The 26,226-nt window shown below is 45.5% G+C and carries 26 protein-coding genes and 2 tRNA genes (1 of these 28 running past the window's edge); 23 read left to right on the forward strand and 5 right to left on the reverse strand.

Annotation, left to right across the window (positions count from 1 at the left end):
- The 7 genes from NYE28_RS03165 to tsaD form a co-directional block, all read left to right on the forward strand.
- Nucleotides 1-4 (forward strand) — tRNA-Met (locus NYE28_RS03165) (it extends 73 nt beyond the left edge of the window).
- Between the two features lie 11 nt (nucleotides 5-15).
- A tRNA-Asp gene (locus NYE28_RS03170) sits at nucleotides 16-92 on the forward strand.
- A 183-nt stretch (nucleotides 93-275) separates the two neighbouring features.
- Nucleotides 276-1,253 (forward strand): thiamine-phosphate kinase, encoded by a 978-nt coding sequence (thiL, locus tag NYE28_RS03175; RefSeq protein ID WP_080131033.1) that lies wholly within the window; start codon nucleotides 276-278, stop codon nucleotides 1,251-1,253.
- 15 nt (nucleotides 1,254-1,268) lie between these two features.
- Nucleotides 1,269-1,745: a tRNA (adenosine(37)-N6)-threonylcarbamoyltransferase complex ATPase subunit type 1 TsaE gene (gene tsaE, locus NYE28_RS03180; protein WP_007408853.1), complete on the forward strand. Its 477-nt coding sequence runs from the start codon at nucleotides 1,269-1,271 to the stop codon at nucleotides 1,743-1,745.
- Nucleotides 1,726-2,415 carry a tRNA (adenosine(37)-N6)-threonylcarbamoyltransferase complex dimerization subunit type 1 TsaB gene (gene tsaB, locus NYE28_RS03185; RefSeq protein ID WP_007408854.1) on the forward strand — a complete coding sequence of 230 codons (690 nt, stop codon included), beginning with the start codon at nucleotides 1,726-1,728 and terminating at the stop codon, nucleotides 2,413-2,415. The genes tsaE and tsaB overlap by 20 nt, the downstream gene beginning before the upstream one ends.
- A 10-nt stretch (nucleotides 2,416-2,425) precedes the next feature.
- Nucleotides 2,426-2,881 carry a ribosomal protein S18-alanine N-acetyltransferase gene (gene rimI, locus NYE28_RS03190; protein ID WP_003155993.1) on the forward strand — a complete coding sequence of 152 codons (456 nt, stop codon included), beginning with the start codon at nucleotides 2,426-2,428 and terminating at the stop codon, nucleotides 2,879-2,881.
- Nucleotides 2,874-3,914, forward strand: coding sequence for a tRNA (adenosine(37)-N6)-threonylcarbamoyltransferase complex transferase subunit TsaD (tsaD, locus tag NYE28_RS03195; RefSeq protein ID WP_020955419.1), 1,041 nt, complete (start codon nucleotides 2,874-2,876; stop codon nucleotides 3,912-3,914). Before rimI ends, tsaD begins: the two co-directional genes overlap by 8 nt.
- A gap of 223 nt (nucleotides 3,915-4,137) precedes the next feature.
- Here the strand turns inward: tsaD and NYE28_RS03200 are convergent, their stop codons facing one another.
- Entirely contained in the window at nucleotides 4,138-6,066 is a 1,929-nt protein-coding gene (locus NYE28_RS03200) for an ABC-F family ATP-binding cassette domain-containing protein (RefSeq protein ID WP_015239290.1), read from the reverse strand.
- A gap of 139 nt (nucleotides 6,067-6,205) precedes the next feature.
- Between NYE28_RS03200 and moaC the strand changes: the two genes are divergently transcribed.
- The 4 genes from moaC to tatC are packed head-to-tail and all read left to right on the forward strand — an operon-like array spanning nucleotide 6,206 to nucleotide 8,316.
- Nucleotides 6,206-6,718 carry a cyclic pyranopterin monophosphate synthase MoaC gene (gene moaC, locus NYE28_RS03205; protein WP_003155986.1) on the forward strand — a complete coding sequence of 171 codons (513 nt, stop codon included), beginning with the start codon at nucleotides 6,206-6,208 and terminating at the stop codon, nucleotides 6,716-6,718.
- Nucleotides 6,715-7,362: a redox-sensing transcriptional repressor Rex gene (locus tag NYE28_RS03210; RefSeq protein ID WP_003155984.1), complete on the forward strand. Its 648-nt coding sequence runs from the start codon at nucleotides 6,715-6,717 to the stop codon at nucleotides 7,360-7,362. The genes moaC and NYE28_RS03210 overlap by 4 nt, the downstream gene beginning before the upstream one ends.
- An 18-nt stretch (nucleotides 7,363-7,380) precedes the next feature.
- Nucleotides 7,381-7,551 (forward strand): twin-arginine translocase TatA/TatE family subunit, encoded by a 171-nt coding sequence (locus tag NYE28_RS03215; RefSeq protein WP_003155981.1) that lies wholly within the window; start codon nucleotides 7,381-7,383, stop codon nucleotides 7,549-7,551.
- 6 nt (nucleotides 7,552-7,557) lie between these two features.
- Nucleotides 7,558-8,316: a twin-arginine translocase subunit TatC gene (gene tatC / locus NYE28_RS03220; protein ID WP_094032596.1), complete on the forward strand. Its 759-nt coding sequence runs from the start codon at nucleotides 7,558-7,560 to the stop codon at nucleotides 8,314-8,316.
- Between the two features lie 38 nt (nucleotides 8,317-8,354).
- Here tatC and NYE28_RS03225 read toward each other — a convergent pair whose 3' ends face one another.
- Both NYE28_RS03225 and NYE28_RS03230 read right to left on the reverse strand, forming a co-directional pair.
- On the reverse strand, nucleotides 8,355-8,546 hold the full coding sequence (locus tag NYE28_RS03225) for a YdiK family protein (protein ID WP_003155975.1): 192 nt from the start codon (nucleotides 8,544-8,546) through the stop codon (nucleotides 8,355-8,357).
- Entirely contained in the window at nucleotides 8,543-9,277 is a 735-nt protein-coding gene (locus tag NYE28_RS03230) for a type II CAAX endopeptidase family protein (protein ID WP_007408860.1), read from the reverse strand. The genes NYE28_RS03225 and NYE28_RS03230 overlap by 4 nt, the downstream gene beginning before the upstream one ends.
- A 236-nt stretch (nucleotides 9,278-9,513) precedes the next feature.
- Here NYE28_RS03230 and groES point away from each other — a divergent pair, with 236 nt between their 5' ends.
- The 4 genes from groES to NYE28_RS03250 all read left to right on the forward strand — a co-directional run bounded on the left by groES (nucleotide 9,514) and on the right by NYE28_RS03250 (nucleotide 13,317).
- Entirely contained in the window at nucleotides 9,514-9,798 is a 285-nt protein-coding gene (gene groES, locus NYE28_RS03235) for a co-chaperone GroES (protein WP_003155970.1), read from the forward strand.
- A 41-nt stretch (nucleotides 9,799-9,839) separates the two neighbouring features.
- Nucleotides 9,840-11,474, forward strand: coding sequence for a chaperonin GroEL (groL, locus tag NYE28_RS03240; RefSeq protein WP_003155941.1), 1,635 nt, complete (start codon nucleotides 9,840-9,842; stop codon nucleotides 11,472-11,474).
- 417 nt (nucleotides 11,475-11,891) lie between these two features.
- Nucleotides 11,892-12,464 carry a hypothetical protein gene (locus NYE28_RS03245; protein ID WP_025284352.1) on the forward strand — a complete coding sequence of 191 codons (573 nt, stop codon included), beginning with the start codon at nucleotides 11,892-11,894 and terminating at the stop codon, nucleotides 12,462-12,464.
- A gap of 463 nt (nucleotides 12,465-12,927) precedes the next feature.
- Nucleotides 12,928-13,317, forward strand: coding sequence for a hypothetical protein (locus tag NYE28_RS03250; RefSeq protein ID WP_025284353.1), 390 nt, complete (start codon nucleotides 12,928-12,930; stop codon nucleotides 13,315-13,317).
- Between the two features lie 197 nt (nucleotides 13,318-13,514).
- On the opposite strand, the gene NYE28_RS03255 is transcribed toward NYE28_RS03250, so the two are convergent.
- Nucleotides 13,515-15,992: an NB-ARC domain-containing protein gene (locus NYE28_RS03255; protein ID WP_342490291.1), complete on the reverse strand. Its 2,478-nt coding sequence runs from the start codon at nucleotides 15,990-15,992 to the stop codon at nucleotides 13,515-13,517.
- Nucleotides 15,993-16,192: 200 nt separating this feature from the next.
- Here NYE28_RS03255 and gutB point away from each other — a divergent pair, with 200 nt between their 5' ends.
- The 8 genes from gutB (at nucleotide 16,193) to NYE28_RS03295 (ending at nucleotide 23,988) form a co-directional block, all read left to right on the forward strand.
- Nucleotides 16,193-17,254, forward strand: a complete 1,062-nt coding sequence (gene gutB, locus NYE28_RS03260; RefSeq protein WP_342490292.1) for a sorbitol dehydrogenase — start codon at nucleotides 16,193-16,195, stop codon at nucleotides 17,252-17,254.
- A gap of 73 nt (nucleotides 17,255-17,327) precedes the next feature.
- A complete protein-coding gene (locus NYE28_RS03265; RefSeq protein WP_342490293.1) occupies nucleotides 17,328-18,704 on the forward strand; it encodes an MFS transporter in 1,377 nt (458 codons plus the stop codon).
- Between the two features lie 101 nt (nucleotides 18,705-18,805).
- Nucleotides 18,806-19,768: a carbohydrate kinase gene (locus tag NYE28_RS03270; RefSeq protein ID WP_100001269.1), complete on the forward strand. Its 963-nt coding sequence runs from the start codon at nucleotides 18,806-18,808 to the stop codon at nucleotides 19,766-19,768.
- A 233-nt stretch (nucleotides 19,769-20,001) separates the two neighbouring features.
- Nucleotides 20,002-20,319 (forward strand): YjdJ family protein, encoded by a 318-nt coding sequence (locus NYE28_RS03275; RefSeq protein ID WP_015239299.1) that lies wholly within the window; start codon nucleotides 20,002-20,004, stop codon nucleotides 20,317-20,319.
- 114 nt (nucleotides 20,320-20,433) lie between these two features.
- Entirely contained in the window at nucleotides 20,434-21,120 is a 687-nt protein-coding gene (locus NYE28_RS03280) for a PspA/IM30 family protein (RefSeq protein ID WP_015239300.1), read from the forward strand.
- 50 nt (nucleotides 21,121-21,170) lie between these two features.
- Nucleotides 21,171-22,196: a TFIIB-type zinc ribbon-containing protein gene (locus NYE28_RS03285; protein ID WP_007609808.1), complete on the forward strand. Its 1,026-nt coding sequence runs from the start codon at nucleotides 21,171-21,173 to the stop codon at nucleotides 22,194-22,196.
- Nucleotides 22,196-22,957, forward strand: a complete 762-nt coding sequence (locus NYE28_RS03290) for a TPM domain-containing protein (protein ID WP_099566460.1) — start codon at nucleotides 22,196-22,198, stop codon at nucleotides 22,955-22,957. Before NYE28_RS03285 ends, NYE28_RS03290 begins: the two co-directional genes overlap by 1 nt.
- A 26-nt stretch (nucleotides 22,958-22,983) precedes the next feature.
- Nucleotides 22,984-23,988 carry an SPFH domain-containing protein gene (locus NYE28_RS03295; protein ID WP_337681338.1) on the forward strand — a complete coding sequence of 335 codons (1,005 nt, stop codon included), beginning with the start codon at nucleotides 22,984-22,986 and terminating at the stop codon, nucleotides 23,986-23,988.
- A gap of 42 nt (nucleotides 23,989-24,030) precedes the next feature.
- Here the strand turns inward: NYE28_RS03295 and NYE28_RS03300 are convergent, their stop codons facing one another.
- Nucleotides 24,031-25,962, reverse strand: a complete 1,932-nt coding sequence (locus NYE28_RS03300; protein ID WP_337681339.1) for an acyltransferase family protein — start codon at nucleotides 25,960-25,962, stop codon at nucleotides 24,031-24,033.
- Between the last annotated feature and the right edge of the window lie 264 nt (nucleotides 25,963-26,226).

A 26,226-nucleotide genomic window follows, 5' to 3' on the forward strand; every position in this document is an offset into this window, starting at 1 on the left:
ACCAAAAAAATAAATGGTCCGGTAGTTCAGTTGGTTAGAATGCCTGCCTGTCACGCAGGAGGTCGCGGGTTCGAGTCCCGTCCGGACCGCCATTTTTATTGTAAACGAAACGATCATGTTTTCGTTTTTTTTTGTGTTTTCTTTTAAATGCTGGCAGCTTGGTATCTAACCAAGCTTTCTTTTATATCGTTAAAGTCTTGGATATTGAAACATAATCCGATACACTAGAAAGAGCTGTATTTCACAAGAGCGTCAGAAAGGGAGACGGGAGATATATGGATGAGTTTGATTTGATTCACAGTATTACGCCGCATTCGCATTATCATCCTTCCGTCGATGTAGGGATCGGTGATGATGGTGCGGTTTATACAGCATCACCCCATATGCAGCAAATTGTCTGCCTTGATACAATGGTGGAGAATGTCCATTTTAAATTAGAGTATTCCTCTCCTCATGATATCGGTTATAAGGCGCTTGCTGTTAACATTAGTGACGTGGCGGCGATGGGAGGCATTCCGAAGTTTTATTTGGTGTCTCTAGCGGTTCCTTCTTGCTGGCAGAAAGCGGACGTCCAGGCAATGTATGAAGGAATGGCGGAACTGGCGAAACTATATCAAATGGATTTGATCGGGGGAGATACCGTCTCCGCTTCCGGTCAAGCCGTAATTACCGTTACTGTCATCGGAGAAGTTGAGAAGGATTGCGCTTGTCTGCGAAGCTCGGCAAGACCCGGAGATGTTGTGTTTGTTACAGGGGATATCGGTTCGTCCGCAGCAGGACTGTCCCTTTTATTGGGAGAAACACTCCCTTCTGCTTTTCATACGACTGATTATTTTATCCGAAAACATAAACGGCCCGTTCCGAGAGTTCAGGTCGGCCGCTTCTGCTCTCAGCTTCAGCGCGCGGCTCTGAATGATATCAGTGACGGATTGGCTAGTGAGCTGCATGAAATAGCTGGGGCAAGTTCAGTTACGATAGAAATTGAAGAACAACTTCTGCCGGTGCATCCGGATTTGCCTGAGGCAGATTCTGAGTGGAAAAAATGGGTGTTATTCGGCGGTGAAGATTTTGAATTGGTTGGAACGGTTTCTCAGCAAGAGTGGATTTCTTTGCTTGATTACTGCACTCAATCGGGCATTCCGATTGCAAAGATAGGAGCGGTAACTGAACGGAAGGAAGCATGTGTTCTTTTGACAGCCAATGATCAGAGACAAATCGTCCTTGAGAAAAAAGGATACAATCATTTTAAATAAGACGGGTGACTCACTTTGAAGACATTACAATGGAGAACGAAAAACCCCGAAGAAACGAAAGCCGTAGCCAAGCTTGCCGCTTCTTTGGCAAAGCCGGGAGACATTTTGACACTGGAAGGCGACTTAGGCGCGGGAAAAACGACTTTTACAAAGGGTTTTGCCGAAGGACTGGGAATCACGAGAGTGGTAAACAGCCCGACTTTTACAATTATAAAAGAATACCATGACGGTTCGCTTCCTCTATATCATATGGATGTGTATCGTATGGAGGATGAAAGCGAAGACTTAGGGCTTGAAGAATATTTTGAGGGACAAGGCGTCTGCTTAATTGAATGGGCTCATTTAATTCAGGATCAGCTGCCTGCTGAACGGCTGCAGATCGTCATCACAAGAGCCGGTGATGAGGCAAGGGACATTACCTTTACGGCTTGCGGAACACGGTATGAAACGCTTTGTGAGGAGATAAATAAACATGACAATACTGGCAATTGATACGTCAAATTACACGTTGGGTGCCGCGCTCGTTCGTGACAAAACGGTGATGGCGGAGTATATTACATATTTAAAAAAGAATCATTCCGTGCGGGCCATGCCTGCTGTCAATTCATTGCTGAAGGATTGCGGCCTAACACCGCAGGACCTTACGAAAATAGCGGTGGCGAAAGGACCGGGTTCGTACACAGGTGTCAGAATCGGTGTGACGCTGGCAAAAACATTGGCATGGTCGCTGAAGCTTCCGGTTTCCGCTGTCTCGAGTCTGGAGGTGCTGGCGGCTAACGGACGGCACTTTCAAGGACTGATCTGCCCGTTATTTGATGCCCGGCGCGGACAGGTATATACGGGACTTTATGAATATCAGGACGGCCGATTACAATCCGTTCTTCCTGATCAGAATGTCCTTTTGACTGATTGGCTCGGCATGCTGAAAGAAAAAGCGTCTCCGGTTTTATTTTTAGGGCACGATACAGCCATTCATGAAGAAACCATTCTGCATGAGCTGACATCTCAAGCAGTGATTGGAACGGCTGCACAGCATAATCCGCGGCCGTCAGAGCTGGCGTTTTTAGGCTTGGAAAAAGAGGAAGCGGATGTCCACAGCCTTGTTCCGGATTATTTGCGTCTGGCAGAGGCTGAAGCGAAATGGATGGAATCTCAAAAATAGGGTGATAGGGATGAAAACGAAAACGGCGATTCGAAGCATGCGTCCGGAAGATATTGATCAAATTTATGAAATTGAAACAGCATCCTTTACTTCTCCGTGGACGAAGGATTCATTTTATCATGAGCTTTTGGAAAATCCGTATGCTCACTACCTTGTCATTGAAAAGGACGGCTGTCTGGCGGGGTATTGCGGAATCTGGATTATTATAGATGACGCGCAGATCACGAACATAGCCATTAAGCCGGAATATCGGGGCCAATCATTGGGAGAAGCGCTGTTTCGCTCTGCGATAGAATTGTGCAGAGAAAAAAAGGCAAGAAGGCTCTCTCTCGAAGTCAGGGTCTCAAATCATCCCGCCCAATCCTTATATAAAAAATTCGGTCTTCAGGCCGGAGGAATCAGAAAACAATACTATACAGATAACGGAGAAGATGCGTTATTAATGTGGGTGACATTACATGAGTGAAAAACAAGATATTTATGTACTAGGAATCGAAACAAGTTGTGATGAAACAGCAGCCTCAGTCGTAAAAAACGGGAATGAAATTATTTCAAACGTTGTCGCTTCTCAAATTGAAAGCCATAAACGTTTCGGCGGGGTCGTGCCTGAAATAGCGTCCAGACATCATGTGGAGCAGATTACCCTTGTGATTGAGGAAGCTCTTTCAAAAGCGGAGATGGGCTTTGATGACCTTGATGCGATTGCCGTAACGGAAGGACCCGGACTTGTCGGAGCCCTGTTAATCGGAGTCAATGCGGCAAAGGCGTTAAGCTTTGCCCATCAAATACCGTTAGTCGGCGTCCATCACATCGCGGGCCATATTTATGCAAACAGGCTGATAGGAGAGCTTCAATTCCCGGCGCTTGCTTTGGTTGTGTCAGGCGGACATACGGAATTGGTTTATATGAAAGAGCACGGTTCATTCGAGGTTATCGGTGAAACGCTGGATGATGCCGCAGGCGAAGCTTACGACAAAGTGGCAAGAACGATGGGGCTTCCTTATCCGGGAGGGCCGCAGATTGATAAGCTGGCTGCTGTGGGAACGGATTCCATTCCGCTTCCGCGTGCGTGGCTGGAAGAAGGGTCTTACAATTTCAGCTTCAGCGGCCTGAAGTCAGCCGTGATTAACACGCTTCATAACGCCTCGCAAAAAAATGAGGTGATTCCTCCTGAGGATCTTGCCGCAAGCTTTCAGCAGAGTGTCATTGATGTACTGACGGCAAAAACCTCTAAGGCCGCGAAAGAATACGGGGTTAAACAAGTGCTGCTGGCAGGGGGCGTAGCCGCTAACAAAGGGCTGAGAGCCGCACTGCAGCAGGAATTCAGTCATTCGGGAGATCCCGAGCTTGTCATCCCGCCGCTTTCCTTATGTACGGACAATGCAGCGATGATTGCGGCTGCCGGAACCGTTGCTTTTGAAAAGGGGATTCGGGGCTCATATGATATGAACGGACAGCCCGGTTTGGAATTAACATCCTTTGATCGTCTCACGTTGTAAAACGTGAGGCTTTTTTTTACTTATTAACAGATAATTCGAACATATCCACAGGATTGTGAATACGTTCAGAAATCCAGGCTGGATAAGGGGCTGCAAGTTGTTAGTAAAGTGGATAAAGTCAGAAAATTTTGTGGATAGTGTGTATAAAACGCTTACTTACATGGCTGACAAGGAAGATAGCTGTGGATAAAAAAGCACCCCTTAAAGAGGTGCTTGACGTTTTCTATTCTTCTGAGGAGAGTTCCTCCCATTCTGCTAATAAGTTTTCGAGCTCTTGATTCAGAGCTTCATTCTCCGCGTGAATGGTCTGTACCTTTTCATGATCCTGATACACGTCAGGATCGCACAGCAGCTCCTCATTGGCGCTGATTTTCTCTTCGGCGGATGAGACGGCAGCTTCAATTTCTTCAATGCGTCTCAGGCGCTGCCGTTCTTTCTTCTTCCATTCTTTTTCTTCCTCGTAAGTTCTTTTCGTATCCTGTTTGACCTTGCCGGCAGGCTGAGCCTGCTCCTTTTCCTGCCGCTTCATTTCTTCCAGTTCCAGCTGCTGGGCTTTTTTCTCGGTGTAATAGTCATAGTCACCCAAATATTCTTCTGCATGATCCGGAGACAGCTCCAGCACCCTTGTGGCGATCCTGTTAATAAAGTAGCGGTCATGCGATACAAATAACAGTGTTCCCGGGTAGTCGATCAGGGCGTTTTCCAGCACTTCTTTACTGTCCAGATCAAGGTGGTTTGTCGGTTCATCAAGGATGAGAAAGTTTGCTTTTTGCAGCATCAGCTTGGCAAGCGCGACTCTTGCTTTCTCACCGCCGCTTAGAGAACGGACAGGTTTCAGGACATCGTCTCCGCTGAACAGGAAGTTGCCGAGGCATGTCCTGATCTCTTTTTCCGGCATGTCCGGATATTCATCCCACAGCTCGTCCAGCACGCGTTTGGACGAGGTCAGTTCAGCCTGCTCCTGATCATAATAGCCGATTGTGACATTGGAACCGTACGTGATCGATCCGGATTCGGGGCTGAGCGTGTTCATAATGGTTTTCAGCAAGGTTGATTTGCCGATTCCGTTCGGTCCGACGAGGGCGGCGCTTTCGCCTCTTGTAATGCCGAAGGTCAGGTTTTTCAAGAGCGGCGGCTGGCCGTCATAGCTGATGGAAACATCCTGTACGCGCAGGACGTCGTTTCCGCTCTGTTTTGTAATGTCAAAACGGAAGGCGGCTGATTTTTCATCCCCGAGCGGCTTTGCCATGACGTCCATCCGTTCAAGCTGTTTTCTTCTGCTTTGGGCTCTTTTCGTTGTAGAAGCTCTGGCCAGATTGCGGTCGACAAAATCTTGAAGCTTGGCGATTTCGTCCTGCTGTTTTTCATACAGCTTCAGGTCTTTCTCATACTGCTCAGCTTTTTGTTCTAAATAGGCGCTGTAGTTGCCGAGGTATTTTTTGCTTTCTGTCCGTGAGACCTCGTACACTTGGCTGACGACTTTATCAAGAAAGTATCTGTCGTGGGAAACGATCAGGATGGCGCCTGAATATCCCTGTAAATAATGCTCAAGCCATGTAAGCGTATCGATGTCGAGATGGTTCGTCGGTTCATCCAGAATAAGGAGATCAGGCTGGGTCAGCAGCAGTTTTCCGAGCGCAAGTCTTGTTTTCTGACCGCCGCTCAGGCTTTGCACTTTCACGGAATCGTCAAATTTTCCGAAGCCGAGGCCGTGAAGGATAGATCGGACATCCGCTTCATATTGATAGCCGCCTTTATCCTTGAAATCCTGCTGAAGCCTGTCATAGGTTTTCATCAGCGTCTCAAGCTCCGCGGGGGCGGCCGTGGCCATCTTTTCTTCAATAGAGCGCATCTCTTTTTCCATTGCTTTCAGGAAATCAAAAACGCTCAGCAGTTCTTCTTTTATGGTAAGCTGGGATTCCAAGCCTGTGTGCTGGGCGAGATATCCCATCGTTAATTCTTTCGGTTTGATTAATTCACCCTTTTCATATGAAAGGTGACCTGCGATAATTTTAAGGAGAGTTGATTTGCCGGCTCCGTTTCTGCCTACTATGGCGATGCGATCCCGAGATCTGACTTCAAGCTTTATATTGTTTAAAATAGGATCAGCGCCAAAAGATTTGGATAGCTGATTAATTTGTAAGATCATCATATTATTTCACCTCTGTTATAATAAGTTAAGTGTAGCTTATCAACCTGCTGTCAGCAAACAATACATCAGAATTGGAACATTATAGGATAAGACATCAGGGAGAAAATAGTGTATGATCAGAAGTAAGGAGAGTTTAAATATGAATGGATTTTCTCATTTTAATGAAGAAGGCCGTGCCCGCATGGTGGATATAAGCGATAAATCTTCAACAGTCCGTACTGCCGCTGCGATATCCAGCGTACACATGAAGCATGACGTGTACAGCAGAATCAAAAACCGCGAGATCGGAAAAGGAGACGTGCTGGCTGTCGCACAGGTGGCAGGAATTATGGCCGCAAAGCAGACGTCAGCGATTATCCCGATGTGCCACCCGCTTTCTTTAAGCAGCGTCGACATTTCATTCGGCTGGGAGGAAAAGGATTCCGAAGCCGTTCTTCATATACAGGCAAGCGTAAAAACGAAAGGGAGTACAGGTGTGGAAATGGAAGCGCTAACTTCCGCTTCAGTCTGCGCTTTGACCGTTTATGACATGTGCAAGGCGCTGGATAAAGGAATGGTCATCGGCCCGACCTGCCTCATGGAAAAGACAGGAGGCAAAAACGGTGATTTTAAAAGAGATGCATCTGAGTATAAAGTGGAGGACCAATCATGAACAAGGATCAATCAAAAATTCCACAGGCGACGGCAAAACGGCTGCCGCTTTATTATCGCTTTTTAAAGAATTTACACGCGTCAGGAAAACAGCGCGTTTCATCAGCTGAACTGAGCGACGCGGTAAAAGTCGATTCGGCCACGATCCGCCGGGATTTTTCCTATTTCGGGGCGCTCGGCAAAAAAGGATACGGCTATAATGTGGATTACCTGCTGTCATTTTTCAGAAAAACACTGGATCAGGATGAAACGACGAACGTCATTTTGATCGGTGTCGGGAATTTAGGGACGGCGTTTCTTCACTATAATTTCACAAAAAATAATAACACAAAAATATCTATGGCTTTTGATGTGAATCAGAGTAAAATAGGAACTGAGGTAGGCGGTGTGCCTGTCTTTGATCTTAATGATTTAGAGCTTCACATTAAGGATGAACCCGTGGCGATTCTTACCGTTCCTGCGGTTGCCGCCCAGTCAATCACCGACCGGCTCGTGTCGCTCGGAATCAAGGGGATCCTTAACTTTACGCCGGCCCGTTTGAATGTGCCGGATCACATTCGAATTCATCATATAGATTTAGCTGTAGAGCTTCAATCATTGGTTTATTTCTTGAAGCATTATTCTGTTTTGGAAGAAATTGAATAGCGAAAGGAGGAGCTGCACATGATCGGTCCTGGAAGCCTGGCGGTTATCGGTGTGGTAGCGGTGATTATTTTCGGTCCGAAGAAGCTTCCCGAATTAGGAAAAGCGGCGGGGGACACGCTTCGTGAATTTAAGAACGCTACTAAGGGATTAGCCGGTGAAGAAGAGGAAAAAAAGAAAGAAGAACAGTAAGATAGGATGACGCGTATGAGAGTGAATCAAATGACGCTTGTGGAGCATATTGCCGAACTTCGGAAACGATTGCTGATTGTGGCGTTATCCTTTACGGTTTTCTTTATTGCCGGCTTTTTTCTGGCAAAACCTATCATTGTGTATCTTCAAAAAGCCGATGAAGTAAAAGAGCTCACCCTTAATGCTTTTAACCTGACGGATCCGCTGTTTATCTTTTTGCAGTTCGCGTTTATCATCGGCATCATTTTGACTTCGCCGATTATTCTCTATCAGATTTGGGCGTTTGTCAGCCCGGGTCTGTATGAGAAGGAGCGCAAAGTAACACTCAGCTATATTCCGATTTCGATCGTGCTGTTTGTCGGCGGTGTGTCGTTTTCTTATTATATTTTATTTCCGCTGGTCGTTGATTTTATGAAGCGGGTTTCGAATGACCTGGATGTCAACCAGGTGATCGGGATCACCGAGTACTTTCATTTTCTGCTGCAGCTGACGATTCCGTTCGGACTGCTGTTTCAGATGCCGGTGCTGATCATGTTTTTAACGAGACTCGGTGTGATCACGCCGATGTTTTTATCGAAGATCAGGAAGTACGCGTATTTTGTGCTGCTTGTGATCGCCGCGATGATTGCGCCGCCTGAGCTGCTGTCTCACTTGATGATTACCATTCCGCTTTGCATTTTATACGAGATCAGTATCCTGATTTCAAAAGCGGCGTATCGGAAAAGGCAGACCAGCAGTGAATCCGATCAGGACGTATCAGCATAAAAAAAGCCATTTCTCAATGATGAGAAATGGCTTTTCTTTTATTTTTGGTTTTTCTTCACTTTAAATGAGAAAGCGAACATTTTAAACGAGATGCTGATATTATAAGCGGCGAAAACCATCAGCAGTATGGAATAAAAAGACCACATGCTTCCCGGAGAGCTTGCGGCCAAATACGTAAAGATACAGCCGACTGCGAAATAAATCAAGCCCCAAGTCATTGGGTTCCTCATACAAACAATCCTCCAATAATTAATTGCATTTGCTCACTATGCTGTTCAATATATTTTTGGGCGGGGCCGAGCTGCATGACCACGACAATGGTATTCATCATGACATGGGCGAATATCGGCACAATAATCCGTTTCGTCTGCACATACAAGAACGCAAAGGTAAAGCCCATGGCCGTATACAGCAGCAGGTGCGTGAGGTCTTGATGCACAATGCCGAAAATGACGGAACTGATCAGTCCGGCGATAAAGAAATTCGTTTTTTCATATAATACACCGAAAATGATCTTCCGGAAAATGATTTCTTCAAGAATCGGCCCGACGATAGAAGAAACGATAATCATGAGCGGCATGGCTTTAATAATGCTGAGAATGGCTTTCGTGTTTTCGGAACCGCTGCCCACATGAAAGACATACTGCTCAATCATCCCGGCGATTCCCTGAGAAAATAAAGCGAGCCATATTCCCGCGACCGCCCAGAGAACGGACATGCCGGCGGATGCTTTCTTCCCGTTTCTTAATGTCTGCTTCGGCGCGGTTCTCAAAATCAAGAGAACGATAATCAGGCAGATAAAAAAGCTTACGACGGAATAAATCCCCTGAGCCATGGTGAGATTCGCATTCGTAGGGTGCCCGCCCGCATAGCCGAATTTGTACATTAAAGGAATGCCGATCAATGCGGAAAGCTGCATGATAACATATGTCAAAATGATATACCAATACTGTTTTCTCAAATGATATGTACTCCTTTATCCTATAAAATCAACTTATTTGTTCTTATTGTAACACAAGTGAACTTGACGTGAAAAAAGGAGAAAATCAGTGCGAGAGAGAATCATGTAAGCGTGAAAATTTTTTATTCTTATGACTTGAAATTGGAAGTGAGATTCTTTATTATAATAACTGTGTTAGCACTCTTTAGAGCTGAGTGCTAAAATTACATATTCATACTATTGAGGAGGTTATTACATTGTTAAAGCCATTAGGTGATCGCGTTGTCATTGAACTCGTAGAATCTGAAGAAAAAACTGCCAGCGGAATCGTATTACCGGATTCTGCAAAAGAAAAGCCGCAAGAAGGCAAAATCGTGGCAGCCGGTTCAGGTCGCGTGTTGGAAAGCGGAGAGCGCGTTGCTTTAGAAGTAAAAGAGGGCGACCGCATTATCTTCTCAAAATACGCCGGTACTGAAGTGAAATACGAAGGTACTGAATACTTAATCTTACGTGAAAGCGACATTTTAGCTGTAATCGGCTAAGCAAATAAATATTTTTAAAAATTCGAGGAGGTTTCGTTAACATGGCAAAAGATATTAAGTTTAGTGAAGAAGCACGCCGCGCTATGCTTCGCGGTGTCGATGCGCTTGCTGACGCTGTAAAAGTAACTTTAGGGCCAAAAGGACGCAACGTGGTTCTGGAGAAAAAATTCGGTTCTCCGTTAATTACAAATGACGGTGTGACAATCGCAAAAGAAATTGAACTTGAAGATGCGTTTGAAAACATGGGTGCGAAGCTTGTAGCTGAAGTAGCCAGCAAAACAAACGACGTTGCCGGTGACGGTACGACGACTGCGACTGTACTTGCGCAGGCTATGATCCGCGAAGGCCTTAAAAACGTAACTGCGGGGGCTAACCCTGTCGGCGTGCGTAAAGGTATGGAACAAGCCGTGACTGTAGCAATCGAAAACTTAAAAGAAATTTCTAAGCCGATCGAAGGCAAAGAGTCTATCGCTCAGGTTGCTGCGATCTCTGCTGCTGATGAGGAAGTCGGAAGCCTTATCGCTGAAGCAATGGAGCGCGTAGGAAACGACGGCGTCATCACAATCGAAGAGTCTAAAGGATTCACAACTGAGCTTGAAGTTGTGGAAGGTATGCAATTCGACCGCGGATATGCGTCTCCTTACATGGTGACTGACTCTGATAAGATGGAAGCGGTTCTCGATAATCCATACATCTTAATCACAGACAAAAAAATCACAAACATTCAAGAAATCCTTCCTGTGCTTGAGCAAGTTGTACAGCAAGGCAAACCATTGCTTCTGATCGCTGAAGATGTTGAAGGTGAAGCTCTTGCTACACTCGTTGTCAACAAACTTCGCGGCACATTCAACGCTGTTGCCGTTAAAGCTCCTGGCTTCGGTGACCGCCGTAAAGCAATGCTTGAAGACATCTCTGTTCTTACTGGCGGAGAAGTAATCACAGAAGACTTAGGCCTTGATCTGAAATCTACTGAAATCGGACAATTGGGACGCGCTTCTAAAGTTGTGGTAACGAAAGAAAACACAACAATCGTAGAAGGCGCCGGCGACACTGAAAAAATCGCTGCACGCGTCAACCAAATCCGCGCTCAAGTGGAAGAAACAACTTCTGAATTCGACAGAGAAAAATTACAAGAGCGTCTTGCGAAACTTGCTGGCGGCGTAGCTGTCATCAAAGTCGGCGCTGCGACTGAAACTGAGCTGAAAGAGCGTAAACTTCGCATCGAAGACGCACTCAACTCCACTCGCGCAGCTGTTGAAGAAGGCATCGTATCCGGCGGTGGTACAGCGCTAGTCAACGTATACAACAAAGTCGCTGCAGTGGAAGCTGAAGGCGATGCGCAAACAGGTATCAACATCGTGCTTCGCGCGCTTGAAGAGCCGATCCGTCAAATCGCGCACAATGCTGGTCTTGAGGGATCTGTCATCGTTGAGCGCCTGAAAAACGAAAAAATCGGCGTAGGCTTCAACGCTGCAACTGGCGAATGGGTAAACATGATCGAAAAAGGTATCGTTGACCCGACAAAAGTGACACGTTCTGCTCTGCAAAACGCAGCTTCTGTAGCAGCAATGCTCTTAACAACTGAAGCCGTTGTCGCTGACAAACCGGAAGAAAACGCCGGCGGCGCAGGAATGCCTGACATGGGCGGCATGGGCGGTATGGGCGGCATGATGTAAAAAATTATGATCCCTGTTTGGACATAAGGGGTTGCCAGATGTAATGCCATACGAGGTCTCTCACAAGTTCAATGAATTTGTGAGGGGCTTTTTTTATTTCTATCATTCATCTCAAATTACGAATGAATGATGCTAATTTATTTAAGTTAGCATCGGCTATAGTACAAGATACTCTCAATTTTCCAAAAACAGATTTAATAATTCATTTGAAGCAGTTACTAAGGATGCAGAGTGCTATTTAAACACCAACAATCCTGTCTATCTGAAATTTAAACATCATTTTACTGTTAATAATTATACCCAAGAGGATGGTCAAACAATTGCACAAGCATTTGCAGATTGCCTTAAAGAAAAATAAAATCTGAATAATTAATTCTTCCCAAAAGTAATGCACATTATGAGGGGGCGCATATCATTGTGATACAGTTAAAGATTATATATAAGGCAGTATTAGTAATTTTAATAAGTGCCTGTTTATTATTGTTTAATGGATGGTATTTTCATAAATGTATTATTGATCCGCATTACTACCAATTAACAGATTTTTCGGAAGAAGATATTCAAATTTTTGAGCATTTTTATAATATTGATCTACCTTCAAACACGAAGTTTATTAAAGCAGAGCAATTTGAAACAGGGGTAGGTAATTATTCTGCGATTTTGTACGTAGCATTACCTGCCAAAAAGGTAAAGCCTTTAGTTTCTGACTATTCTTATATGCCTATCTTTTATAACAATAGGTATACAGTATTTTATGGTGTTAATATTACAAGCAGCAATAAGGAAACAGCACAAATTACATTTGGAGCAGACGATAGTTCGCTGAATGGTTCTTTATGGAGTAAGCAAGTAAGGAATCTCTTAGAATCGAAAGGGAAGTATATTGGCGTTTCAGATGAAACTTATGTTATTTCTGCGTTTTTAATTAACGTCGTTTTTATTGCATTACTTGTTTGGATCTTGAAAAAGAGCAGAAGAACTAGAGTTTGAATTAAGAAATATTTGAACTCACCAGCATAATGTTGATTAGGAATACTTAAGGGTATATCGGACAGAAAGAGTTTTCATTGCACAGATCTTTATTAAATAATAACACTAAACCAATTTTAAATGCAGTTCAAGGGTATTAGAATAGTCTTGTTTAATAGTATGGAAGGAAAGAGAAAGGGGAAACATGAGGAACTTATCATGCTGTTATTCACATTGTGTTTTCTACCCCATATCCATTGGGCGCTTGGAAGGACACCTTGGCAAAGGTTTTATAGATGATACTATACTTCAAATTTTAAGCTTCATTTCACAAAAATCTTAAATTTGCATTAATATTATAAATTTCTATCATACTTATTCATTTCTCGGAAGAAAGATATGGAAAAACCTCTGTTTTTTTTAGGAAAATATGTTATTATAATTTTGGATTTAAAATATTAAAAAGAAAAGAGGAATTCTAAAGATGAAAAAGTTAGTAATGACCCTGTTTACAGCAGTACTTTTGGGAGTTGCTATTTTCGCAGGTGGGTCAGAAGCCTTAGCTATGGATTCGAAAGGTACAATCAAATTTAAAACAGATGCTAATACATATACGAAAAGTGCTACTTCCATTGTAGTTACGGGTACTTTGGCTAGGGATTTAGATAATGGCTTTTCAGTAATTATCTTAAATAATAAAGGTAAAGTATTTGCCAGAAAAGATATTTCGCATAGTATTGGTTCACGTAATTTTCGTGTGAGTTTTTCAACGAAAAATCTTCCTGCAGGTAAGTATGATGTGCAAGTTGGACAGGATTGGGGAGGAAGATATTGGTCAGGTGAACTAAAACATTATATTACAGTACAGCATTAATACGGCTGTATAAGTATTAACCTCTTGTTGTTAAAAAGTTTAACTTTAGAAATTTGTTTTCTGTGAAAAATTAATTTTTCAATCAAGGTATCTTAATCAATTTACTGTACTGATAAAGATACCTTTTTATCTTTAAAAACAACAAGGTCATGAGTGTTTTTCAAAGCTCTTACCGCTAGCCGCAATGTATTTGTCTTTTAAATGAGAATATCCATTTGCTCCACCTCACCCCGAATCCCAATCCCAGGCTCCCACGAATCAATCAGACGAATCGCCTTTTGATTAGCTTCTATCGCTTTCGTAGTTTCTCCTTTTCGATACAACAGCTGTGCCATTCCGTAATGATAGTAAATCAGTTCAACTTGATTGGCGTTGTGTTTGTCATAGAGCATTTGTTCAAAGGCTTTTTCCGCTTTTTCGAGTTGATCACACTTGACGTAAGCCATGCCCAGGTTAAAATAGGCTTCTATCGTTTTTTCGCCGCCGTATGCGGCGCTGGTTGTGTTTGCCGCTTCGTATAATGTGATGGCTTCTTCGTAGTGAGAGCGGGCGAAACTCAGGTCGCCGCGGACCAGAAGAACCCTGTGCCGGATAATGGGCGAGACGGGCTGATCTTTGATGCCGTCCAGCATTGCTGCCGCTTTGTCCGGTTCTCCGATTTTTAACAGCAGCCTTGCTTGCAGGGCGATTCCCCATACTTTCAAGTCATCGTGATCCGGCGCGCCTGATTGTTCGAGTATCTTCAGGCCGGCTTCTATTTGCCTGAGAGCTTCGTCTGAATCGTTGACTTCCATCAGCGCCCAGCCTGCCGTGTCGATCCGAAAGTAAGCTTCCCGTGTGTGTTCGCCTGATTGATGGGCGGCATCGGCAGCTTTTAATCCGTATTCGATTCGCAGGGGCAGGCTGATTCTGCTTAGAAAATGGCTGATACGGATGATGAGTTTGATCAGGATTTCATGTTGTCCGGTTTCGCTCGACCATTCGATGACCTTCAGGATATTCGGCCATTCCTTTTTCATTTGCTCTAAATTCCGTCCCAGCAGGTAGCTCCAATAGACAGAATTGGGCTGTTCCCGTTTTATATGGGTTTCCGCATAATCCATATAATAATGCGCCCAGCGGCTTCGGGCTTCTTTTGCAAAATCATGATTTTCGGATAAGTGCTGTTCTCCGTAAGCGACAACAGTTTGATGGGCTGAATATTGAATTCTTCCTTCGCTTCGTTCCGGCTGTATTAAAGCATATGACCGCATTTGCTCAATCGCGTAATGAAAACGGCGGGCGTCTAATCCGGCCGCTTGAGCCAAGCTTTTTTCGTCAGGGGGTTTAGCGAAAAAGCAAAGCGTCTGCCATAGTTTTCGTGTGTCTTCATGACATCTGTCCCATGTGCGGCCAAAGAGAACCTCAAACAATTCCAATAATGAGTAACCCGCTTGTTTAAGCTCTTGAATGAGCTGGGGAGCGGGGATGTCGTCGTCTGACATGTATGCAATGCTGAGTGCCATGGCCTTCGGGTTGCCGGCGGCTGCCGAGACAAATTCATTCTTAAGGTCAGGCGATAGCTGCAACAGCTGCTCCAGCTTTTCCCGTTTATGCGGGAGATTGCATGTTTGCAGACAGCGATGCACTTCTTGATGAAAAAAATCAAGGGCATCCGTTTGTTCAAGGCCGCCCAGCTGGATGGCCGCCAGTTCCCCGAGGCCGTCCCGGTATGTCTGTTTTACGTTTTCCCGTGCCGTAAGGAGGACTTTTACGCCTTGCGGAAGGCCGATGATAAATTCGTGAATGTCACGTTCAGCTGTATCAATGCTGTCAACAATCAGCAATACCGGTTTTTCGTTTGAATGAGCGGCTAATGCATTGCGGACGACGAACCGTTTTTCGTTGATTGATTTGTCGATTTGTTCGGTGCGTCCGAGCTGATAGGCGATCGTGTTTAAAAAATCGCTGAAGCTCAATCCTTTCCAGTCCGCGCTGATCCAGATGATGCTGTTGAATGCCGGCCAATCTGGTGAACCGCCGGCACAAAGGTAGGCTGCTTCAAGAGCGATTGTTGTTTTTCCCATGCCGGCCCAGCCCGTGATTAAACAGACCGGTGACGGAGACAGCATCCATTGCCGAATCGCCTCTATATCAAAGTTGCGTCCGATAAAGTTTCCCGTCCGGCGTGACGGTAAGTTATGCGTGACGGACTTTCTTGTAAGCGCATTCGTTTCGTGGCTTAGTCTGTCATGAAACAGCCGCTTTACTGCTTTTTCAACATCGTCATCACTCGGTGCTCCGAATGATCCGTCTTTCCGGAGTATTTTTGCTTTTTTTAGACAAGACGCCGTCCAAACGGGCAATGCGGGCTTGATAACGGGAATCGTGGTGTTTTCCAGAAGGCCGGTCAGCCATTCAGGATCCATGTCAGTCTTTTCTATAATGATCCAGATCATGCCGAACAGCTTTCCGTCGTCAATTCGTCCGGGAATGTAGTTTGCGCCCATCTGTCCGATCCAGCTTTTGATCGTGTTAGAGGAAACGCCTAATCGGAGTGCGATTTGATCTATATAAGACTGCCCTGTTTTTTCGTTCTTTTTCCTTCTGACTTTATAATCAGGATGAAGTTTCAGCGATTTGACGGCAGGTGCCAGCAGTTCTGCAAATTGTGTCCGGTTTTCAAGTTCAGCCATTAGCCTGCACCTCCTATTAGTACTATTTTATCAATTCAGTGTTTTTTGTATATGAAAAAATAAAAAGTACAGTGCCGCTGTCCTTTTATACAGCAGGAAAGGCTGTTGTACGTCTTGAAAAGCAGATAAAATAGGGGCAGTAACAGAGAAAACAAAAATGTATGCACTTACATTTCAAAGCAGAGAAAGGATTTTGCCAAATGACTCACACAGTGCCTCAAAACATGAAAGCGGCGGTTATGCACAACACGAGAGAAATCAAAATCGAAACATTGCCCGTGCCTGAAATCAATCATGATGAAGTGTTGATTAAGGTGATGGCTGTCGGAATTTGCGGATCTGATCTGCATTACTATACAAATGGCAGAATAGGCAATTATGTAGTGGAAAAACCATTTATCCTCGGTCATGAATGTGCGGGAGAAATTGCCGCCGTCGGATCGTCTGTCGATCAATTCAAGGTAGGAGACCGTGTCGCCGTCGAACCCGGTGTCACATGCGGACGCTGTGAGGCGTGTAAGGAAGGGCGTTATAATCTTTGCCCGGATGTACAGTTTTTGGCGACACCACCGGTTGACGGCGCGTTTGTCCAATATATCAAAATGCGCCAGGACTTTGTTTTCTCGATTCCGGATTCACTATCCTATGAAGATGCGGCTTTGATTGAACCGTTTTCTGTCAGCATTCATGCGGCCTCGAGAACGAAGCTTCAGCCCGGTTCAACGGTTGCGATCATGGGAATGGGCCCTGTGGGGCTGATGGCCGTTGCGGCAGCGAAAGCATACGGGGCAGGCACAATTATTGTGACCGACTTGGAGCCGCTGCGGTTAGATGCCGCGAAGAAAATGGGCGCGACGCATGTCATCAATGTCCGGGAACAGGACGCCGGTGAAGAAATCAAAACGATCACGAATGGCAAGGGCGTTGATGCTGCTTGGGAAACAGCGGGGAATCCGGCGGCATTGCAATCCGCACTGGCTTCCGTGCGCCGGGGCGGAAAACTGGCGATTGTCGGTTTGCCTTCTCAGAACGAGATTCCGCTCAATGTGCCGTTTATTGCAGATAACGAGATTGATATATACGGAATCTTCCGTTATGCGAATACGTATCCGAGGGGAATTGAATTTCTCGCTTCCGGCTTAGTGGACACGAAGCATCTTGTAACGGACCAATATCCGCTGGAGAAGACGCAAGAGGCGATGGAACGGGCCTTTCAATACAAAAATGAATGCTTAAAAGTGATGGTGTATCCAAATCGCTGAGTGAACGGGGAGGATCTTTGCATTCTCCCTCTTGCCTATCAAAAATGAAAACGGATTCTTGGGGTGGGAAATGATGATTGAAACAGAAAAAGCAGCGGCAGTAAAGACGAAATATCGCGGCCTGTCCTGGATGGAACGGATCGGCTACGGATTCGGCGATATGTCGTACAATATTATCTTTCAGTTTGTAAACGCATACTTATTATTCTACTATACAGATGTCGGCGGCATTAATCCTGCGGTCATCGCAGCTTTGTTTCTTATCGTAAGGGTGCTGGACGCTATTTTTGACCCGATTATGGGCGTGATTTTAGACAAGACGAATACAAGATGGGGAAAGGCAAGGCCGTATCTTTTGTGGGTGGCGTTTCCTTTTGCGCTATTTACGTTCTTATGCTTCACGACCCCTCATTTCGGCGAGACGGGGAACATGGTTTATGCGTACATCACTTATATTCTGCTTGGGATGTCCTTCAGCATGCAGACGATTCCGGTCAACAGCTTAACGGGGCGGATGACGAATTCCGTGGAGGAACGGACGGTTCTGACGACGACCCGGATGATTTTGGTTTATATCGGAATTCTGTTATCGATTTCCTGTGCGACACCGCTTGCGGACGCCATCGGCGGGAAAGATCAGGCGTTTGGATTTCAGATGACGGCGCTCATCTATGCGGCGGTGAGCATCGCATTGAATCTGTTCAGCTTCTTTACTGTGCGGGAACGGATTCAGCCTGAAAAAAGAAAAAAACAAGGAATGAAAAAGACGTTGTCCGTTTTGTTCCGAAACAAGCCTTTGCTCATTTTGGTTTCTGCATTTTTGGCGTTTGCGATTGGGTTTAACATTAAGCTCAGCACGATGGTGTACTATTTTACGTATAACGTCAGCCATAAGGAATTTGTGTTTTTAGGAACCGTGTTGTTTTTCGGCGCAGCGCTGATCAGCAATCTGTTTATTCCTTTCTTTTCTGAGAAGCGGGGCCGGAAGCAGGTTATGATCATCACGGCGGCGCTATCGCTGATTTCTTATGCGGGCCTTCAGTTTACATCGTATTCTTCGCTGCCGCTTATTTTCTTTTGGCTTTTCGTTTCGGGATTTTTCACGACGCCTTTAAATACGCTTGCTTGGGGAATGGTTGCCGATTGTGTCGATTATGCGGAATGGAAAACCGGAGTCCGGGCTGATGGCGTGGTGATTTCGAGCATGAGTTTCATCAATAAGCTCGGAGTTGCGTTAGCCGGGTCATTTTCGGCCGTTTATCTCGGAATCGCCGGATATGCCGCGAATACCGATCAGACCGCCTCGTCATTGAATGCGATTAAAAATATGAATGCGCTCATTCCGGGATTGTTCATTCTGCTGTCTATTATTCTTATTTCTTTTTATCCTTTAACTGAAAAAAAATATCAGCAGATGATGTCTGATCTGGAGCAAAGGGCTGCCAGATAAGTATACGTAAAATTTAAAATATTCTATGTAAACGGTTGTATTTATGACAGAAAGCACTATACTGAAACTATAATCGAGAATTGATAAATGAGTGTGATAATGTGAGAAGCCAATCTGTTATTTGTATTGGAGAATTGTTAATTGATTTCTTTTGTACCGATGTGGATGTTGATTTGACGAAAGGGCGCAACTTCTTAAAAAGTGCCGGCGGCGCACCGGCGAATGTGTCGGCAGCGATTGCTAAGCTGGGCGGAGACGCGGCTTTCAGCGGAAAAACAGGCAAAGATCCGTTCGGGTATTTTCTGAAGCAGACATTGGACGCCGTACACGTCGATACCTCTATGCTCGTCATGGATGAGAAAGCGCCTACAACGCTTGCGTTTGTTTCATTAAAACAAAATGGGGAGCGCGACTTTGTGTTTAACAGAGGAGCGGACGCTTTGTTTACGCTGGATGATATTGATCTGGAAAAGGTAAACGATGCGAAAATCGTTCATTTCGGATCAGCGACAGCATTGTTATCTGATCCGTTTTGCTCAGCCTATTTACGGCTGATGTCGATTGCGAAAGATAATGGACAGTTTATTTCCTTCGATCCTAACTACCGTGAGGATTTATGGAAAGGAAGAGTTTCAGAGTTTATAAACACCGCAAAAAAAGCCGTTGCCGTAAGTGATTTTGTGAAAGTCAGTGACGAAGAGCTTGAGATCATCAGCGGTGCGAAGGATCATAAAGAAGGTGTTGCGGTTCTTCATGAGCTCGGGGCCGGTATTGTGGCGGTGACACTCGGGAAAAGCGGGACCCTTCTTTCAAATGGGAAGGATATTGACATCATTCCGAGCATTCCGGTGACATCAATAGACTCAACGGGAGCGGGAGATGCGTTTGTCGGCGCGGCGCTGTATCAGCTGGCGCGCACGGATGAGATTCAGACGGCAGCCGATGATTTTGCGAAGCTGCGTGATATTGTCTCATTTGCCAATAAGGTGGGGGCGCTCGTGTGCACCAAAATCGGTGCGATCGATGCTTTGCCGAGTTTAAAAGAGGTTGAAGTATCACTGTAAAATATCGAGGATGCTTCTTGAAAGTCATCGGACTTCGGGAAGCATCCTCTTTTATTTAGGCCTGAAACCCTTTTCGATATAAGGTATACTTTAGAAAGGCATCCAGTAAATTGAACCGATGTGAAGTACATACAATCACGTTTTTATCAGTTCTGAGTAAAACCAAGTTTCTGCTGCTGCCGTCATGTATAGTGTGTCGGCCTGTGATATTGAACCGCGGAGGAATGTTTTTCATGAAACATGTTTTTCTTATTGTGCAATGCGCGTTTTCTGTTTTTTGTTTTCTTTGTCTCGCCGCTGTCAATTGGTATCAGGGGAGTGAGCTTGTTTCTGATTCGTTTGATTGGAATGATACGGCGAAATTTTCAAAGCTTTTGAATGGGACGGATACGATTACAAGTCCTGAACAGATTTCGCAGCTTGATTTCTTTGTGTATGCGGCGAAACATTATCCGTTAGTGAGCGGGTTGATGATCGGGCTGTTTGTTTATTTTTTGTTCTCACTGTATCTGGTCATAAAGAATTTCCGCCGGCACAAATGGGCTGAATGAGACTATTTTCATATAAAATACATAAATTTATGAGAAAATGAAACTTTTTTCGAAAAAAAACAGTATAGATAACTATGAACTTGTTACTATTTAATTTTGGGAGGAAAATGAAAAATGAGTATTTTAGGAAGATTTAAAGACATCATGTCAAGCAATATCAATGCGCTGCTGGACAAAGCTGAAAACCCTGAAAAAATGGTTGATCAATATTTGCGGAATCTGAACAGTGATTTAGGAAAAGTGAAAGCGGAGACGGCTTCTGTCATGGCTGAGGAACAGCGGGCGAAAAGAGCGTTAACAGAATGCCAGGCTGATGCCGAAAAGATGGAAAGTTATGCGATGAAAGCGTTGCAGGCCGGCAATGAAGCCGATGCGCGGACGTTTTTGGAAAGGAAAGCGGCTGTTGAATCAAGACTGACTGAGCTGCAGACGGCTTATCAGCTCGCTTCTTCCAACGCGTCTCAAATGCGCAAAATGCATGACAAGCTTGTCGCTGATATCGGAGAGCTTGAGTCGCGCCGAAATGCCATCAAAGCGAAGTGGTCTGTGGCAAAGACGCAGGAGAGAATGAACAAATTGGGGTCCTCTGTGTCAAATGCGGGCCAATCGATGACAGCTTTCGGCAGAATGGAAGACAAGGTCAACCAAGCGCTTGATCATGCCAATGCGATGGCTGAGCTGAACGCGTCTCCGAAAGACGATATTGACGATCTGACGGCTAAATATGACAGCAATCAAAGCAGTGTCGATGATGAATTGGCGGCGCTCAAGCAGAAAATGCTTTTCAGTAAAGATCAATAGACAGCGGGCTGCAGCTTTGTCCGATATAAAGAGAAAGTGAGAGAAACAGAATGATCATTTCTTATAAATGCCCGAACTGCGGCGATGATATGGTCTTTGACAGTTCATCCGGCATGCTGACATGTCACAGCTGCGGGCGGCAGGATCAGATTGAGAGCCTGCCAAAAGAGTATATAACGACGAGATTTTCTGAAAATGAGGCGAACGAGTACCGGTGTGAGAATTGCGGTGCGGTATTAATGACTGAGGCGGAAACGACGGCCACGACGTGCGGGTTTTGCGGAGGAGCCGCCGTTCTCGCCGACCGATTATCGGGAAATCTCGCGCCTTCGATGGTGATTCCTTTTACGATCAGTAAAGAAGAAGCCATGAGCGCTTTTAAAAAGTGGTGCCGAAACGGCCGTCTGACACCGAAAGGATTTATGTCTGCTGATCGGGTGAAGAGCATAACGGGCATGTACGTGCCGTTTTGGATGTTTGATTTAAACAGCAAGGTTCAGGTCAATGCCGTTTGTACGAGAGTGCATCACTATGATGATGGAGAATACCGGGTGACGGAGACCGAGTATTACAACGCGTACCGCGATATCAATCTTGATTATCTCAAAATTCCGGTCGACGCTTCAGAAAAAATGAGTGATGAATTAATGGACAAATTGGAGCCTTACTCATACAGTGAGCTGAAGGAGTTTAATACGGCCTATTTAGCGGGATATATAGCGGAAAAGTACAATTATACCGATGACGATCTCTTTCCGCGGGCGAAGGATAAAATCAGCCATTATATTGATTCTTATATCAGATCCACCTTCTCCGGATATACGACTGCTGACATTACGGATGAGCAGATTCAGACCGATAAAATCAGCAGCTTTTACGTACTGCTTCCGGTCTGGATGGTCAGCTACGACTATGAGCGGGCTGAGCACATTTTTGCGATGAACGGGCAGACGGGCAAGGTTGTCGGCAAACCGCCCATCAGTGCCGGAAAAGTGGCCGCGTGGTTCGGCGGCATAACCGCCGGTGCGTTTTTAGCATTAAGACTCGTCTCACTTATGATAGGAGGCGGTTTTTGATGAAAGTATCGATAAAAAAAGCGTGTCTCTTCTGCTTCGTCCTTTTTCTGATGCTGTCTTTTGGTTTACATACATCGGCGTCTGCCGCGGAACAGAAGCAATATGTTTATGACAATGCTCATTTATTAACGAAGGATGAAACGAAGAAACTTGAGGAATTGGCCGGGAAGCTCGGGGCAAAGCGCCATACCGATTTTATCATTCTTACCGCAAACGGAACGGGCGGTAAGGACATCGAGCAGTACGCCGGTGATTTTTATGACAGTCATTTTAGCGGAAACACGGCGATTTTGACCATTGATATGAAAAAGCGGGAAGTATTTATCTCCGGATATAAAAAGGCGGAGACGTATTTGAATAACAGCCGGCTGAATACGATCAGAAATACGATCTCGTCAGATATTTCCGCAGGCCATTATGAAAAGGCGTTTCAGACCTACATCAAGTTGGCTTATAAAGATATGGGGAAAAGCCCGGACGACAAGTCTGACAATCTGCTGCTCACATGGTGGTTTCAGCTCATTATTGCCGCAGCCGCGGCCGGCATCGCCGTCACTGTGATGGTGTACAATTCCGGCGGCAAGGTCACCGTCACCGGCAGCACGTATATGGATCACGATACGTCTGAAGTGCTGAGCCAGCACGACACATATATCCGAACCGACGTTACAAGAGAAAAAAAGCCTGATAAAGATAATGACAATGACGGCGGAGTCACGAGGGGCGGCACGAGTTACAGCGGAAGCAAGGGAAGTTTTTAAATTATATGTAAAGGATTTGAGCATACATGGGTTTTTTCAGAAATCAGTTAGCAAATGTGGTGGAATGGGAAGAATTCAGAGATGACATGGTTTTCTATAAATGGAACAACCGTGAAATTAAAAAAGGCAGCCGTCTGATCATCCGGCCGGGACAGGATGCCATCTTTTTATACAACGGGAAGATTGAAGGGATTTTCCGTGATGACGGCGATTATGATATCGAATCAGAAATCATTCCGTTTCTATCTACACTAAAAGGGTTTAAGTTTGGCTTTAACAGCGGCATGCGGGCTGAAGTGCTGTTTGTGAATACGAAGGAGTTCACCGTGAAGTGGGGCACAAAAAACGCTATCAACATTCCGGCGGCAGGTATGCCGGGCGGTATGCCGATCCGCGCAAACGGCACATTTAACTTCAAGGTCATTGACTACATCGGATTGATTGATAAGATTGCGGGTGTCAAAGACAGCTATTTAGTGGAGGACATTAAAATCCGGATTACGTCTATTCTCGATCAGCTTTTGATGAAATGGATCACCAGAGAAGGAAAAGACATGTTCAATCTGCAGTCGAATTCCTTTGAAATCGGAAAAGGGATTCAAGAAGATCTTGATATGCAGCTGATCGGAGACGGCATGTCGATTACGGGCTTCAATATTATGAGCTTTAATTATCCGCAGGAAGTTCAGGATATGATTACGAAAAACGCTTCTTACGGCATGGTGGGCGATGTGAACCGCTATCAGCAGATTTCCATGACGGACGGAATGTCATCCGGCAAAATGAACGGAAGCGGCGCCGCCTCAGACATGGCGGGCATGATGATGGGAATGAATGTGGCAAATCAAATGATGAACCAAATGAACCAAAATCAGCAGAACCAGCCGCAGCAAAATCAAAGTCAGCAGAATCAGGGGACGGCATCGGCGAACGGCTCGGAAGGAGCGGCTAAGCCGAAATTCTGTCCGAACTGCGGAACGAAAACGGAAGGCGCGAATTTTTGCCCGAATTGCGGACAGAAGCTTGCCTGACGATATACGAAAAAGAGGCCTTTTTGGGGCCTCTTTTTTTTGTCATGATTTCATTGTTTGAACGATGAGGGATGTCAGCGCTTTAGACCCCTCAGGTATGAGATGGACGCCGTCCGGTGTGAAGTATTCAGGGTGCTGCAATGCTTTTGCGTGCCAATCGACAAGCGTCACATTTTTCCGTGACTCGGCCTGCCGGCGCAATGACTCGTTTACTTTGCTTTCCCACTGCCGCGGCACACGTGTGTTGACAAGATAGATATCGGCTTTTGAAAAGGAGCTGATCAGTGATTCAATTTGGCTGTTTGTGAAATAGCCGTTCGTCCCTAACTCGATGATGACCGCCTTGTTCGGCTGATTAAATGACGCATATTCCGAAGTGAGCTGGAGTGCTTGAGAGACTTGTCTTCCTACCTTTCCGTCGATGGTGACATGAGGGAGGGACTGCCGCAGGTATGACGCAATGTCCAGCATCACCGAGTCACCGATGGCCAGCACGTCTTGCTGAGGCTGTGTTTGTTTTGGATCAGCCGTTTTTTGAGATGACTGTTCCTTTTTCTCTTCGTTTTTCTTTGTATTTGATTTGTCTGTTGGTTCTTTCTTGTTTTTGTCTGACGCGGTATCCGTTTTTTCGCCGCCGTGTTTTTTCTTGCTGTCATCTTCTTTTGCCGGTTGATCGTGATCGGCCGTCTTATGCGAAGAGGCGGCGGTTTCTTGCTGATCATTTTGCGCGTACGTCCATTGCGGCTGTTTTTTCTCTTCGGCTATTCCTGACAGCCCGCCCGCAAATACGAGAATGGCGGCAAGAATGAGGCCGAGCGACATTCTGCTGATGACAGAGGACGTCTTCCATTCCAGAAAGCGGTTCAGAAACACGCGGCGTAAAAATGGCCGGAAGCCCGCAGTGCGGATCGGCTGTTCAATGAAATGGTAAGAAAGCTCGGCAAGAATGAAAGTGGCGCCGATTCTGACGGCGCAGTGCCAATAAACCGGATTTCCGATTTCCTGCACGGGTGTGCTCAGTACGAAAACCGGGTAATGCCAAAGGTAGATTCCGTATGATCTCGTTCCGATCCACCGAAGCGGCTTCCATGAAAGAACATGTCCCAAAAAGCTGCTCGGATGGCATAAACATGCGACAAGAACAGCTGCGGTGATGCTGATCAAAAGCATGCCGCCCTTGTACAGGAAGGGTTCATATTCATCCGTGTAAAAGACGCAAAGCAGCAGCGCGGCAAAAGCGGCAAGCTCCGTCCCGTGAAGCAGGTGTTTCATGCTGCTCGGCAGCCGTTTGGAAGATAATCGTTTCATCGGCCACACTAAAGCTAAAGCGCAGCCGATCAGCAATTCAAATGAGCGGGTATCCGTCCCGTAATAAACGCGGCTCGGATCTCCGCCGGGCACATACATCATACTCATTACGACTGCCGAACATAACGCGAGAAACATGACCGCGGCCGCAAGCCGGGCCCGTGTTTTACATATGTACATTCCCGCAAGCAGCAGGAAGGGCCATATGATATAAAACTGTTCTTCAATCGCCAGCGACCAAAGGTTTTTTAATGGCGAAGGGGAGCCGAAGCTGTCGAAATAAGAAAGCTGATGAAAGATAAACCACCAATTGCTTATGTAAAAAAGTGAGGAGACCGCATCCCCGCGTACGGTATGCAGGAGCTCGCTGTTAAACAATACGACCCAAATGACCGTCGTGATAATCATGAGATAAGCCGCCGGCAGAAGCCGCCTGATCCGGCGCACCCAAAAATCACGCAAATCAAGGGTGATGGCATTGCCTTGGGCAGGCAATATAATAGATGTAATTAAATACCCCGATAAAACAAAAAAGATATTAACACCAATGAAACCGCCGTCGGCCCAGTTAAAATTCAGATGATATGCGATAACTGCGAGGACGGCAAAGGCGCGAAGTCCATCCAGTCCGGGAATATAGCGGTGATGCAGTGACTTGTCTGACATGGTATTCCTCCAATAATGTGTGCGGAAATTCTCGCTGTTTTGCGGATGGCTATGGCAGGTTTCTGTACAGTCTTCCATTTGTTCCGTTAATTAGACGCATTCGGAAGGGGATTTTGTTTCAGAAAAAATGAATGAAATGCTGTGATTTTCTTAAACTTTTCAGCCCCCGTCCGGCGTCTGTTATATGAAAAGGGTCCCTTGTGCATCTTGGCTGTTGCGGGACGAAAGAAAAAATCCATGATCTGCGGATATCATGGATTTTTT

Source organism: Bacillus sp. FSL R5-0443, assembly GCF_038608285.1.
In the GTDB taxonomy this organism is placed as follows: Bacteria; Bacillota; Bacilli; order Bacillales; family Bacillaceae; genus Bacillus; species Bacillus velezensis.

Bases quoted from the DNA above. Each gene is read 5' to 3' on its own strand.
- NYE28_RS03290 (WP_099566460.1), top strand. From the start codon at position 22,196: ATGAAAGTATCGATAAAAAAAGCGTGTCTCTTCTGCTTCGTCCTTTTT.
- NYE28_RS03215 (WP_003155981.1), top strand. From the start codon at position 7,381: ATGATCGGTCCTGGAAGCCTGGCGGTTATCGGTGTGGTAGCGGTGATT.
- NYE28_RS03210 (WP_003155984.1), top strand. From the start codon at position 6,715: ATGAACAAGGATCAATCAAAAATTCCACAGGCGACGGCAAAACGGCTG.
- NYE28_RS03265 (WP_342490293.1), top strand. From the start codon at position 17,328: ATGATTGAAACAGAAAAAGCAGCGGCAGTAAAGACGAAATATCGCGGC.
- NYE28_RS03285 (WP_007609808.1), top strand. From the start codon at position 21,171: ATGATCATTTCTTATAAATGCCCGAACTGCGGCGATGATATGGTCTTT.
- gutB (WP_342490292.1), top strand. From the start codon at position 16,193: ATGACTCACACAGTGCCTCAAAACATGAAAGCGGCGGTTATGCACAAC.
- NYE28_RS03295 (WP_337681338.1), top strand. From the start codon at position 22,984: ATGGGTTTTTTCAGAAATCAGTTAGCAAATGTGGTGGAATGGGAAGAA.
- groL (WP_003155941.1), top strand. From the start codon at position 9,840: ATGGCAAAAGATATTAAGTTTAGTGAAGAAGCACGCCGCGCTATGCTT.
- NYE28_RS03200 (WP_015239290.1), bottom strand. From the start codon at position 6,066: ATGATGATCTTACAAATTAATCAGCTATCCAAATCTTTTGGCGCTGAT.
- NYE28_RS03275 (WP_015239299.1), top strand. From the start codon at position 20,002: ATGAAACATGTTTTTCTTATTGTGCAATGCGCGTTTTCTGTTTTTTGT.
- thiL (WP_080131033.1), top strand. From the start codon at position 276: ATGGATGAGTTTGATTTGATTCACAGTATTACGCCGCATTCGCATTAT.
- NYE28_RS03225 (WP_003155975.1), bottom strand. From the start codon at position 8,546: ATGAGGAACCCAATGACTTGGGGCTTGATTTATTTCGCAGTCGGCTGT.
- NYE28_RS03280 (WP_015239300.1), top strand. From the start codon at position 20,434: ATGAGTATTTTAGGAAGATTTAAAGACATCATGTCAAGCAATATCAAT.
- NYE28_RS03250 (WP_025284353.1), top strand. From the start codon at position 12,928: ATGAAAAAGTTAGTAATGACCCTGTTTACAGCAGTACTTTTGGGAGTT.
- tatC (WP_094032596.1), top strand. From the start codon at position 7,558: ATGACGCGTATGAGAGTGAATCAAATGACGCTTGTGGAGCATATTGCC.
- NYE28_RS03255 (WP_342490291.1), bottom strand. From the start codon at position 15,992: ATGGCTGAACTTGAAAACCGGACACAATTTGCAGAACTGCTGGCACCT.
- tsaD (WP_020955419.1), top strand. From the start codon at position 2,874: ATGAGTGAAAAACAAGATATTTATGTACTAGGAATCGAAACAAGTTGT.
- tsaB (WP_007408854.1), top strand. From the start codon at position 1,726: ATGACAATACTGGCAATTGATACGTCAAATTACACGTTGGGTGCCGCG.
- NYE28_RS03300 (WP_337681339.1), bottom strand. From the start codon at position 25,962: ATGTCAGACAAGTCACTGCATCACCGCTATATTCCCGGACTGGATGGA.
- moaC (WP_003155986.1), top strand. From the start codon at position 6,206: ATGAATGGATTTTCTCATTTTAATGAAGAAGGCCGTGCCCGCATGGTG.
- rimI (WP_003155993.1), top strand. From the start codon at position 2,426: ATGAAAACGAAAACGGCGATTCGAAGCATGCGTCCGGAAGATATTGAT.